This is a genomic window from Pseudomonas sp. IT-P258 (assembly GCF_949767825.1).
Classification (GTDB): domain Bacteria; phylum Pseudomonadota; class Gammaproteobacteria; order Pseudomonadales; family Pseudomonadaceae; genus Aquipseudomonas; species Aquipseudomonas monachiensis.
Window position 1 is genome coordinate 1 of record NZ_CATKPU010000029.1, and the last position, 12097, is coordinate 12097.

Below are 12097 nucleotides of genomic sequence, written 5' to 3' on the forward strand. Positions count from 1 at the left end.
TTGGGCTGCTGCGCAGCCAACGGGGGCAAGCCCCCTCGCCACAGGTTTTTCAGCGTTTGTGCTGATAGCTCATCAGGACTTCGCCTCCTTGGTCCCCAGCACATCGCGGATGTTGTCCACCACATTGCTGTCCTTGATCACATCATTGAGCCAACCCTCGAGCGGCATGTTGCCCCATTTGATCGCGCGTTCGATCAGGTAGGGGACGGGGCTCTGGGGTTCGGTCTGCTTGAAGAACTGCGCGATGCCAGCCAGCAGGGTGAACGCTTCGTCGCGGGTTTGCGGAGTGGTGCGCAGCGGCGTGACGGGGATGTCTTGCCGGGTCTGGGTCATTGCGGCACCTGCAGGTTGTGCGCCAGCGCTTTCGGCGACGGTCGGGGTGGGCGCGACAGGGGCCGGGTTCAGTTCGATACCGCGATCCTTTAGCAGTTTCTCGGCCAGTTGCCCGGCGCGGGACAGCACGTCATGGAGCCCGGCAAAACTCGGCGCGTCGTGGCCGAACAGCCTGTCGGCAGTGCTCTGCAGTTGCTGGCAGGCCTTCAGGCTGGCGGCGATTTCGCTGGCTTTCTGGCGCAGGTGATCGGAGTCGGTCAGCACCACCGAACGCTGGAACACCTCGGCGTTGATCTTGCCTTCGTCGAGGGCGGCGCGCATGGCCTGGGGGTTCTGCAACGCCAGGTTTTCGACATGCCGGGATTCGTCATAACGCAGCAGGCCGTACTGTTGGCCCTGGGTGATCGGCAGTCCGCCCACCACATCCGTCAGGGTTGTTTTCATCCACGCCAGGCGGGCAGCGCGTTCATCGACCCCATCCTCGAGGGAAGGGAAGAGGCCGGTCCAGAAATTGTCCAGCAGGCGTTCGGCCAGGGTCAGGCCGAAGGTGATACCGGTGAAATGGTACTTGTGCGCCAGGGCTTCGCTGAGCCAGGCGACGAGCATCAGGTCCTTGCTCTGTCGAGCCAGGCCCTGGGCTGCCAGGGTGAGGGTCAGATCCCAGTCGGATGACTTCAGATCGGTTTGCCAGTCACCCTGGGTCAGGTAATCGGGGTCTGCTCGCCGTGCTTCTTTCACCTGATCGAACAAGGTGGAAAAGCTCAGGTCTTCGCCGCCCCCCTCATTGATGGGCGCGGTCAGTTCGGCCAGCGAAAGGTCGTTGAGATATTCAGACATGGGAAACTCTGATCAGACTAAAAGAACACCGCGCCCGCCGGGCAGGCACGGTGCCGAAAACGAGCCGCGTGCGCGGCCCGTCATTGCAACGGTGTTATGCGAAAACCTTGTTCGCGGTGCGATCCCAGCCACCGGTGACGTTACCGCCGCCCTGGCCATCGGCACGGCTCTGCTGGGTGTAGGTGGTCTTGATGCGGGCGAAGTTGAAGCTGATTTCTTCGATCGGCAGATCGCCAACCGATTTGTCTTCACCGTTCTGGCTGCCACCGGCGACTGCTTTGACCGACGACACCACGACTTCTTCCAGGTTGATGGTCAGGTAGGTGACCTTGTCACCACCGGCACGGTTCACGTTCAACTGGATCTTGGCGATGTGCGTGCCTTTGCAGCAGGCTTCGAACAGCTTGGCGGAAGCCTTGTCCACGGCTTTGCGGATGCTGAAGTCGCTCAACGCAACACGCTCCGACGAAGCACCGCCCGATGAGCTGGCCGTCGCGGAAGTCGCCTGGGTTGCGCCGTACTCGTAGCCCAGCACTTCGATCCAATCCTTGTGTTTGTCGTCCAGAACTTCACCTGGAATGCCGTCGATCTGGATGTATGCGTCAAATGCCATTTCTATTTTCTCCTTACCTTCATTTAAAGGGATGTCACCTGCAAACAGGTCGCAGCCCTTCGTTTTAACCTCTTCGAAACAATCAACAGAGGTGTCTTATGCCGGCCCGGGCCTCTCGTCGAGATGACCCGGATACCGGTATTTCTTCACAAGGCGCGCATGCTCAGTTGAGTGCCCGCACTTCGATTTCTACTCGCCGGTTAGGCTCAAGGCAGCGGATCAGCAGGGCCCTTGGCTGCTGCATGTCGCACTTGACCAAGGGCTTGTTGCTGCCTTCGCCGACGGCTTCGACCAGCTCGCCGGGTACGCCTTTGCCCACCAGGTAGGTCTTGATGGTTTGTGCCCGCTGTTTGGAAACCTGCAGGTTGCCCTGGGGATCGCCGAGCTGGTCGGCGTGCCCGGCGATAATGATTTTTCCGATGTTCGGGGTGCTGAGCAGCTTGCCGGCGATCGCGCTGAGCTGGCTCTGGCCTTCAGTCTTCAGGCTCTGGAAGTCCGCACGGGCGAAAGCGAACAGGGTGTCCGACTCCAGCGTGATGGTTTCGATCGAGCGCAACGACTGGGTCAGCAGGCTGTTGATGTAGTTTCGCGAGCTGGAGATCAGGAACGCGTTGTCGAGGATCCGCGGCACGTCCGGCTCGTGGATCTGGTCGCTGTAGAAATTGATCTGACGGCTGGCGAACTCATAGTCCGAAGCGGCGACACTGGCATTGCCGACCTGACGGGCAATCGCCGGGTACCAGTAATCCGGAATTTTCGCTTTCAGGAACGCCGGGGCGGCCTTTTCCCGTTGTGCACGGGACAACATGACGTAGGTGTCCAGCGTTGCCTTGCCGAAACCGGCGATGGATTGCGCCCGGTTGTCATTGGGCAGGGCCTTGGGTTCGACGCTGTCCACGCCGGTCACGGGCATCAACTCTTTGGCGTTGCGCTGATAGACCTTGAGCGTGGTCAGCAAATACAACGAGCGGGTCAGGTTGTCGGCCGTGGGCTTGAGCATCACGCTTTCCAGGCGGTCGAAGTAGCGGCTGCGCACCAGTGGTTCTACCTTGTGGCCTTGATAGAGCCCCAGGCGCATGCGCAGCGGCACACCTTCGTCGTGATGCTGCGCGTAGTAGTGCGCGGTCCAGAAGCGCAGGCGATCGAGGGTTTGCCAATCGGTGTACTGAGCGGGTACAGAACGGTTGTCGATGCCAGCCTGGGTCAGTTCTGCCGAGAGGCTTTGCAAGGTGTTTTTGTTGTTGACGTATGACCAGCCCAACAGGCTGCACAGCAGCACCGCGACCAGTGCGGCACCGCCGATCCAGGTCGCCCGGCGCCGACGCTCGCGGTGGTTGGTGGTGTACAGCGCCACCAGATGCTGGTCGGGAATGATGACCTTGCGGAACAGACTGTTGATGAACAACGGGCGCGGCTGCGCGTGACCGTTGGCGATCTCCCGATCACCTTCCAGGGAAAAGCGCTCCGTCACTTGCCGTGCGTGTCCGCCCAGTTCCGGCTGGTCTGCGTCCAGTGCACTGGTGAAATAGAAGCCGCGCAGCAGTTCCGCACTTTGATAAGGGTTGGCGCGCAACAGGGCATCGACGAACAGCTGAAGCCGTGGCTTGAGGGCTGCCAGTTCCAGCGGAAACCGATACACCGCCGAATCCTGCCGGGTGATCTGGATGTCTTGAGTGACCAACTGCTGGCTCGCCACCTGGTGCCAATAGCTGACCAGCTCGTCCATCGCGACGCCGAAACGCTGCCCCCAGTCGGCCTGCTCATAGCCCTTGTGGGAGAAAGTCTTGCCCATGACTTCGCCGCGTGCGGTTTCATCGAGTTGGCGATAGAAGGGCGCAAAACCCGGCACCAGGTCGCACTTGGTGAACACCAGGTACACCGGCAGGCGCACTTCCAGCAGGGCATGGGTTTCCTGGATGCGTTCGCGCAGGCGCTTGGCGATGCGCTCCTGATCTTCGAGCGAGGCTTGCAGGATGTCGTGGATGCTGACGGTGACGATCAGGCCATTGAGCGGCCGGCGCTGGCGATGCTGGCGCAGCAGTTGGAGGAACGCGCGCCATTTGCCGGCCTCTTCCTGGTTGTTCATGTAGCGGCCGGCGGTGTCCAGCAGCACCGCTTCGGAGCTGAAGAACCAGTCGCAATTGCGGGTGCCACCCAGACCGGCGACTCGCACGCCCTCACGCTCGGCGTAGGGGAAGTTGAGGCCCGACTGGTAGAGCATGGTGCTTTTGCCCGCTGCTGGCTGACCGACCACCAGGTACCAGGGCAGGGCATACAGCGCATCCTTGGGGTTGCTGCCCCGTGGCTTGTTGCTGTGCAAGCGCTCGATGCTCTGCAACAGACGCTCGCGCAACAGGCTGACTTCTTCGCGATCCGCCGGGCTCGCGTTCAACACCGCCTGATCGGCATCCTCGCGCAGCAGGCCTTCGAGGTTGTGATGCCGGGACACGCCCCGATAGAGCAGCAGCACATAAACGGCGGACAGCACCAGGAACACACCGATGCCGGTCAGCAGGCTGTTGAGCGAACTGAAATCAAATGCACGCCCGAGGCCCCACACCACGAAGATCGTGAGGAAAAAGCACACCCCCAGGATGTAGGGTTGATAGCGCAAGAAGTAATACTTGATCTTGTTCATACAGGCTTCGAATCCAGGGCATCGACAAAACGGTCGATAACGTCACCCAGAGGGCGGTCGATTTCGGGAAAGGCGTGTGTGCGGTGGTGCTCGTCAAAGGCATCGAAGGACGCCAGTACGTCGTAGCTCTGCGAACGGTCACTGATGCCTGTCAGCACGCGGTAGGCGTCGCTGGTCTGGCGCGATGCAAAACAGATCAGCCGGGGACGCATGAAGTCGTCCGCCAGCAGGCTGATCTGCGGCACGGCACGTTCCGGGGTCATTTGTGTCAGCCAGGTGACCCACAGATCGGCGGTCGGATTTTTCAAGCCCCGTTCCGCCGGCAAGGGCAGGGCGATGCCGATGGGCGTCGCGTGAGCCAGGTGCCGCCTGAGGGCTTGAAGCCGGGTCAACACGGCGTTGGTGACGAATTCCGGGTAGGCGCCTTCGAGCGCGATGCTGATATCGCGCAGGTTGAAGTTCACCAGGAACTTGTCATGCACGCGCCGGAACAACTCGAAGTCCTGGACTTGCAACGGGCGCAGGGCCTTGATGCGGTCGAACAGCACCGAGGTGCTTTCGCCCTGGACGGCCAAGTGCAGCAACGGCCTGATCTGCCCGCTGAACAATTCGCCGAGGGTGAACGGATTGACCAGAGGCTCGGCTTCGCTGGCCTTGAGGGTCTGGAAAATGAAAAACGGATAGCGCCGTCCACTCGAATCCCTCGAGCTGATCAGCCCGCCCAGCAACCAGTTGCCGCTGCGCGCGCGGTAGCTGAAAAAGCACAGCGGCAACCCGTCGAACAGTTCGCGCCAGTCTTCGCGATGCTGCAGGGCGGCCAGCGCGCCTTGCAGCCAGCTATCGAACTCGCAGACGTCGTCGCCCGCACCTTGCAGGCTGACGAAGTCCGGGCTCGCGGGCACCTTGCCGAAACAACCGATCATTGGGCGGTTCCCGGGCTCAAGGTTCGGCGGCTCACAGCGCTTGACCTTCTTTGGCGTTGAGCGCGCTCAATGCCTTGACGTTGGCCAGGTCCGTCAGCTTGACGCCGCCGTAGTTGCGCACGGCGAGGCTGACCGGACCACTGCTGGTGTTCCAGCTGAAGCGTTGCTGGATACCGTCCAGATCGTTGACCCGCGCGCTGTCGTTCATCCGCAGCAGGCCCCAACGGCCCGGGTAGTCGAACACCGTGATGCGTTCGCCGGAAAGGGTGACCACATCCAGGCGAGCACCCGGCGTGGTGGTCGTGCCCGGCCACGAGAAGCGGCTCCAGCTGGTCTTGCCGTTGCGGTAGTGCTGCACCTGGCCGTCGAGGGTGAAGATGATGTCGGTCAGGTTGGCGGAAGGTTCGAGCATGATCTCGAAGCCGTTGTCGCGGTCAGACAGGCTGGCGATCACCTGGCCCAACGAGCTGGCCTTGTCGATGCTGTTGACCATGTTCGGGTTGACCAGCGGCGTTGCCTTGCTGTTGCTGCTCATCCCCAGGCCTTCGCCACCGGACAGATTGCCGATTTCGTTGCGCTTGAAGTTCGGCAGCAGCCCGGATTCGGGGTCGACGAAACGCTGCAGATCCTTGACCGACGCTTCGTTGCGGCTGCCGGGCGCAATCGGGTAACGGTGCGCCATGACCTGTTCCCACGGCTTGGCAATCTGCTGTGCCCAGGCTTTGGCAATCTGCTGGCCAGCCGGGTCGCGCAGGGTTTCCCAGGCAAACTGGATCGGTGAGCTGAACAGGCCTTGCAACGAAGTGGACAGACCGCCCTGGCTGGTGTCGACGGTGGTCTCGACATAGTTGCGCACACTGGTCACTTCACTTGGCAGCCCTTCGAGGGTTTCGCTGATTAGCTGCTTGCTGCTTTTGCCAACGTCCTGGGAGCGCTGGATATTGTTCATCCGCACCTTGAGTTTGCGCAGGGCCGCGAGGTAACGGTCCATGATCGTGCTGTCGGCGCCTTCGGCGTTTTGCACGGCGAACACCCGCGACACTGGCTCGAAGCGCTTGGCCAGGCTGCCGTCGTCGACCGCTGGCAAAGGTGAAGTCAACGTGCTTGGCGATGCATTTTTCCCGTCGAAAATCCCGGTGACGCTGCTCCAGAATCCGTCATCGGGCTTGATGCCCGCTGGCAGGGTTTCGCGAGGGGCAGGGACATCCCATTGGGTGTTGTCGTTGACCGCCGCCAGGAGGATTTTCACCGGCGAGTTCTGCACGTCGCTGAGCAGCGACAGTTGCTGGGTCGCATTGGCCATGTCGGTGAAATGGCGAATACCGACGCTGTCGATGAGGGTGTACCAGGCTTGCGTGTAGTCGCGCTTGTAGCGCGTCATGAATTCACGGATGAAGTTGGCCTTCTGCACGATGCTGTCGGCGCCTTCGCCGTCGAGCACCCAGTCCGATTCGTTTTGCAGGTTGCCCGACACCAGTTTGATCAGCTCTGGCTTGACGAATTGCTCCCAGCCCTGGCGGGTGAAAATCGCCGGAACCGCTTCGGTGCCGTACAGCAACTGGCGGCCGGGCATTGGCACCAGGTCGCTCAAGCCAACGGCCGGGAACTGACGGCCGGATTCGAGTTGCAGGCGCAGGTATTCACGGTCCACCAGCGAGCTGGAAATCATGAAGGACTTGAGGCTGTTGCGGGTTTCGCTGATGAGCTGCTCGTTGCGCGACAAGGTCGGTGCCTGGCCATTCTTGAGCAATTGCACATAGACCGGCGAGTTGTCCTGAATCACCGCCGTACTGACAGGATTGTCGGCACTGGCGGTATTGGCCCAGGCCACCGGCAATGCAGCGCCGATGAATTCAGGGTCTGGATGGGTGCCCGGTTGCGTGAGCATCAGGTAGAGCTTCAGCGCGTTGTAGGACTCGATGATGGACGCGACTTGCCGCTCATCCAGCCGGCCGAGCATTTCCTCGGACAGCGAAAGCCCACCGGTGGTCGCCGACAAATCAGCGGCATCGCTCGCGGTGGCAGGGTTGCGCAGTGCCGTCAGCGCGTCCCCCCGTGCCTTGTTGGCGGCACCCTTGGCGGCACCGGTCAGGCGGCTGGCAACATCACCGCCACTGCGCGGCAGGTTGTTCAAGCGCACCGGCAGTTTCTGGCCCTGCACGCGGGCCTTGAGCGAGTCGGCTTTGTTTGACGCAGGCACAAAGCTGTTCTGCGCATCCATGGTCTTGGCGAACTCATTGAAGGCGCGCATCTGCAATTGCAGTTGCAAGGTGACCGGTTCCAGCGCCTGGGTACGCAGTTGCTGCAAGTAGGCGGCCTGCGCGACGCGGTAGATGTCATCACCACGATAAAGGCCTGCGCCAAGTTGCAGCGGCACGCCTTTGGCACGGTGCTTCTCGATGGCCGAGAGTTGCTCGCGCAGCAGTTCCAGGCCTTGGCCCGAAGCGAGCAACCCGGCACGCTCCGGGGACTGTTGCAGCTCGGTCAGTTGCCCGCGCAATGTGGCCAGCCATTGGCGGTTGTTCTGGAACGACAGGCCTTGCCAGCCAATGAACGCAACCCCGGCCAGTACCGCCAGGCCCAGCAGGGCAGGGCTGGCGGAGGTGTTCTTGCCCAGGCGCGACTGATAGAGGGTCAGGTCACGGTCGGGGAAGATCACCCGACGGAACGTATCGGTGATGAAGTAGCTGCGGTCGCTGATTTTCTTGCCGCTGCTTGGCTGCGGTTGCTCATGTTCCGCTTGCAATGCAAACGACTCGGCCAGGTCGTCTTCATACACCTGGCTCAACTGCTGGTCGGTCTGCAAGGCGCTGGTGAAATACAGCCCGCGCAGCAACAGTGGCGCACCGCTGCGACCGGTCTCGGCGAAGTGCTGGAGAAACTGCTCCAGCACCCCCGACAGCTCGGCGAAATAGTTCGGGAAGTTCAGCAGGGCGCTGTTGGCATCGGCGCCCAAGGCAATCATCTGGGCGTCGACGTGACGGCGAATATGGCCGTGCAGGTTGGCCAGCTTGGCATCCAGCACCGGGCGCAAGCCCTGGTTGCGGATCTCGGACAAGCCGAAGGTCATGCCCAGCGGTTGCTGGCGCTCGTTCAGGTCCAGGCCTTCAAATGCCTGGCTGAAGCCCGGCAGTTGATCGGTCTTGCTCAGCATCAGGTAGATCGGCGGACTGGCGTCCAGGCAATCGTTGTATTCCTCGATGCGCGACACCAGTTGGGCGGCCAGTTCGTTGCGCTCGGCGGCGCTGCACGCCAGCAGTTCCGGCAGGCTCACCACCAACACCAGACCGTTGACCGCGGCCTTGCTGCGCTGCTTTTTCAGCATGCGCAGGAAGGCGGCGAATTCGCTGGCCGACGGGTCGTCCCGCAGGTAGCGACCGGCCGTGTCGATCATCACGGCCTCGGGGCTGAAATACCAATCGCAATGCTGGGTGCCGCTTTCGGTGTCATTGGCGCTGCTGGCAATGCTTGCGGACAGGCCCGAACGGGTCAGCAACGAGGTCTTGCCCGCTGCCGACATGCCGATGACCAGGTACCACGGCAAATCGTAAAGCGCCGACGAACCGCCGCCACCGGCCGAACGGTCGGCGCGCAGCATGGCGATGGCATGCTTGAGGCGTTCGCGCAGCACTTGCTGATCGCGGAATTCACCAGTGGATTTGAGCGAACGATCGACTTCGATCTGCACCAGGTTTTCAAGGTTGTGCTCGGCGCGGATGCGCTTGTACTGACGCAGCACAATGATCAGCAGGTAGAAGGCGCTGACGATCGCCATTGCCTCCAGCGCATAACCGCGCAGCCAGCTCACGTGCGGGGCCACGAACCAGCAGACCGCCAGGCTCGCCAGCCACAGGACGGGAACGAGGAACCAAAAACTTTTCAACGAGCGCAATAATGTCTTCATGTCTTCCTGACTCGATTACCTGACCTGTTTTCAGGCACTGAACAGCTGGCTGATTTGTTCGGACAATGCGGCCAGGTCTTTGCCCAGCAACCAGTCCAGCGTCAGGTAGACACCCGCGCAGACCAGCGCAATCAGCGCCAGGTAGAGCCAGAGGGGCACCTCATGGCGCAGCATCTGCGAGACCTGGTCGGGCAACGCCCAGTCAGGCGAGAGGGCCTTGGGGGTCTTGCGAAAGCGCGCGATGTCCTGGCCCAGGGTATTGGCCAGGTAGCGCAGCTGGTCCTTTTGCCCGAGGCTGAACTTGCCTTCGAAACCCAGGGCCAGGCACAGGTGGTAAACCTCGAGCACGTCGAGGTTCTGTTTGACGTCGCCACGCAGTGCATCGATTTTTTCGAAGAAACCTTCGCCGGCCAGGTGCACGCCGAAATAGCGGAACTGCAGCGGCTGCAATTCAAAGTGCCGGCGCAACTCGTTGTCCCCGGAGCGCAACACGCTTTCATCGAGGAAGGCACACAGGGCGTACTGGGTGTCTTTCACCTGTTCAACGCTGTAGTTGGCGCCACGGGCATCGCGTTCCAGCGCCTTGAAGAAGGTGTCGACGCTCGCCTCGAAGGCGCTGACCGAAGTCACCTGGCGACCCTTGCGCACGATCAGCGCCATGCTGATGAAATCCTGCACCAGGTCTTTGAGGGTCGGTTTTTCACGGGCGGCCGCAACGGCGCCTTGCAGTACGGCTTCGGTCATTTGAGTACCGCCATCAGTTCAAGCTTGAGGTTGGTGAACGCGCTGGGCGCATAGAAAGAGATGGCCTGGGCACTCATCATTCGCTCGTACACCCGGCCATGGGGTTCGATGGAGAAGTAGTGATTGTCCAGTCGCACCGGAATCGCATTGGGCAGGCGTGTCGAGTGATTGAGGGTGACCCCCGGCATGGCGCTGTTGACCACCACTTCGATGTCTTCCGGCGAGCCGACCTTGAACGCTCGCGGCACCAGTTCCAGCAGGCTCGCCCCCGGCATGTCGGCGTGCACGGAGATGTAGAAGTCCGCCTCCGCCAGTCGTGGGTCGTGCAACTGCCCTTGCCAGTACGAGGGTTTGGTCTGGGTCAGGTTGATCACCACACACTGGTTCGGCACCACGTTGTCGAGCAGCACGCGAATCATTTCGTCGAGCTTGACCAGCGAGGCCGCCGGGTCGTGGTGGTCGTACTCGGGGATGTCGTTGAGCTGGGTGTCCAGCGAGAACGTCAGCAAGCCGCCGGCGAGTTCGGCCAGGAACAGATACAAGCGCTCGGGGTGCAGGCGCGGATGCGCGAGCAGGTGGGCCAGGGCCGGGTGGGCACGGTTCACCGTGTTCAACAGCCAGAACAGGGTCACGTCGCTGGAACCGAACTCGGCGATCTGGTCCGCGCGCTCGCGACGACGGCCCGACAGCGCCTTGCTCTTGGATTGCAGGGCGCCGAGCAAACGCTTGCCCAGTCCGATCAGGGTGTCGTGGGTGCCCAGGTGCAGCGTCGGGTGCACAAAATGCCCGTCGAGGTTGAAGCCACCGATGTTGTTGCGCGACAGCCGGGCAATCGGGCACCAGGTGTAGCCATCGAGGTTGTCGCCGTCGATCAGCATCACCACGTTCAGGCGCAGGCTGGTGATTTCGTTTTCCAGGTCGCCTTCGTTGAGGTCCGGCAAGGTGTCGAACTGCTTGCGAAAGCGTCGCCCGGTCTTTTGTTCCTGGCCGTCTTCGACGTAATTCAGGCCGAAGGGCTCCGGCAGCTTCAGCGCGGCGTAGACCTTCAGGTCGTTACCCTTGAGCAAATCCTTCAAGTCACGAGCCGCCGGCAGCGGGTCGTGCTGCGGTGCGTCGAACAGGCTGCCGTCGGGAAACACCAGCTTCAGCCGCTTGAGTTGCAGGGAGCCGGTGGCGAGGGCTTCCTCGTCCACTTCCAGCAACTGCACGCCCCAGTGAAAAGGCGTGTTGCGCAGGGTCGCCTGCGCCAGCTGATGCTGGTGGAACTCATCCTGATACTGGAAATGTTGTGGCAAAAGGAACATGCCTTCGGACCACATCACCCGGCTTTGCTTACTCATTGAGCGCCTTCCAATAATGAATTCAATTTCGAGTCCACGGCTTTTTGCGCAGAGCCAACGGCTTTGTCCTGGACCTTTTGCACCACGGCGTCCTGAACACGTTCGGTCAGTGTCGGTTCGGCAGACGGGTCGGGCTGGGCGGTGGCCTTGGCCAGTTGCTCCTGGGTCTTGGGTTTGTCCAGGACATCGACACCGCTGACGGCGGACACGGTGTTGTTGTCCACCAGCACCCGCAGACCGTCGGAGGAGAACCAGATGCCGTCCTTGCGCAGGGAGTTGGCATCAAACGCGACCTTCCAGTGGCTGTTCTCGTCGGTGCGGAAAAAAGCCGCGACACCGACATAGCCTGCCGCCTTGTTCAGCGGCCACTTGTCGACTTGCCCCATGCCCGGCAACAGGGTGATTTCGCGGTTTTCGAGCAGGGTATTGCCGAGGGCCTTTTGCGGGTCGTCCCACAGCGAGTCGGCATCCACTGACGCAAAGCGCTCCAGCGACGTCAGCTGGTACACGCGCAGCACCACCGAAAGCGGTTTGCCGGACGCGTCGGGATTGAGCTGGTTACCGCCGTCGGACGTCAGGATGACTTTCTCGTTGTCGTCGAACAGCATGTCGCCGGCCCACGTGTCGTCCACGCGCTTGCCGACCCGGTCGGTGACACCACAGGCGCTCAGTACCGCCATCATCGCCACTGCCGTCAGGCATTTGGCCAATGCCGTTTTCGCGGGACGCTTCCCTGAATATCTCTTGTCCATGACCACTACCTGT

Annotated in this window: 8 protein-coding genes; all 8 read right to left on the reverse strand. The window is 61.6% G+C overall.

From position 1 onward, the window contains the following. Positions 1-72: 72 nt before the first annotated feature. Entirely contained in the window at positions 73-1170 is a 1098-nt protein-coding gene (gene tssA / locus ACM6G4_RS12195; protein WP_414913775.1) for a type VI secretion system protein TssA, read from the reverse strand. Between the two features lie 94 nt (positions 1171-1264). Further along, positions 1265-1783, reverse strand: coding sequence for an Hcp family type VI secretion system effector (locus ACM6G4_RS12200; RefSeq protein ID WP_034150979.1), 519 nt, complete (start codon positions 1781-1783; stop codon positions 1265-1267). Between the two features lie 163 nt (positions 1784-1946). Then, positions 1947-4421: a type VI secretion system membrane subunit TssM gene (tssM, locus tag ACM6G4_RS12205; protein ID WP_414913776.1), complete on the reverse strand. Its 2475-nt coding sequence runs from the start codon at positions 4419-4421 to the stop codon at positions 1947-1949. Beyond that, on the reverse strand, positions 4418-5344 hold the full coding sequence (gene tagF, locus ACM6G4_RS12210) for a type VI secretion system-associated protein TagF (protein ID WP_414913777.1): 927 nt from the start codon (positions 5342-5344) through the stop codon (positions 4418-4420). The genes tssM and tagF overlap by 4 nt, the downstream gene beginning before the upstream one ends. Before the next feature lie 31 nt (positions 5345-5375). Next, positions 5376-9248, reverse strand: coding sequence for a type VI secretion protein IcmF/TssM N-terminal domain-containing protein (locus ACM6G4_RS12215; RefSeq protein ID WP_414913778.1), 3873 nt, complete (start codon positions 9246-9248; stop codon positions 5376-5378). A 30-nt stretch (positions 9249-9278) separates the two neighbouring features. Further along, positions 9279-9992: a type IVB secretion system protein IcmH/DotU gene (gene icmH / locus ACM6G4_RS12220; RefSeq protein ID WP_409079355.1), complete on the reverse strand. Its 714-nt coding sequence runs from the start codon at positions 9990-9992 to the stop codon at positions 9279-9281. After that, positions 9989-11332 (reverse strand): type VI secretion system baseplate subunit TssK, encoded by a 1344-nt coding sequence (gene tssK, locus ACM6G4_RS12225; protein WP_046042543.1) that lies wholly within the window; start codon positions 11330-11332, stop codon positions 9989-9991. Before tssK ends, icmH begins: the two co-directional genes overlap by 4 nt. Beyond that, the gene (gene tssJ / locus ACM6G4_RS12230) at positions 11329-12084 is read right to left on the reverse strand and encodes a type VI secretion system lipoprotein TssJ (RefSeq protein WP_414913779.1); all 756 of its coding nucleotides are present in this window, start codon (positions 12082-12084) and stop codon (positions 11329-11331) included. The genes tssK and tssJ overlap by 4 nt, the downstream gene beginning before the upstream one ends. Positions 12085-12097: the final 13 nt, after the last annotated feature.

Coding starts and splice junctions, on each gene's coding strand:
- tssA (WP_414913775.1), bottom strand. CDS start 1,170: ATGTCTGAATATCTCAACGACCTTTCGCTGGCCGAACTGACCGCGCCC.
- ACM6G4_RS12200 (WP_034150979.1), bottom strand. CDS start 1,783: ATGGCATTTGACGCATACATCCAGATCGACGGCATTCCAGGTGAAGTT.
- tssM (WP_414913776.1), bottom strand. CDS start 4,421: ATGAACAAGATCAAGTATTACTTCTTGCGCTATCAACCCTACATCCTG.
- tagF (WP_414913777.1), bottom strand. CDS start 5,344: ATGATCGGTTGTTTCGGCAAGGTGCCCGCGAGCCCGGACTTCGTCAGC.
- ACM6G4_RS12215 (WP_414913778.1), bottom strand. CDS start 9,248: ATGAAGACATTATTGCGCTCGTTGAAAAGTTTTTGGTTCCTCGTTCCC.
- icmH (WP_409079355.1), bottom strand. CDS start 9,992: ATGACCGAAGCCGTACTGCAAGGCGCCGTTGCGGCCGCCCGTGAAAAA.
- tssK (WP_046042543.1), bottom strand. CDS start 11,332: ATGAGTAAGCAAAGCCGGGTGATGTGGTCCGAAGGCATGTTCCTTTTG.
- tssJ (WP_414913779.1), bottom strand. CDS start 12,084: ATGGACAAGAGATATTCAGGGAAGCGTCCCGCGAAAACGGCATTGGCC.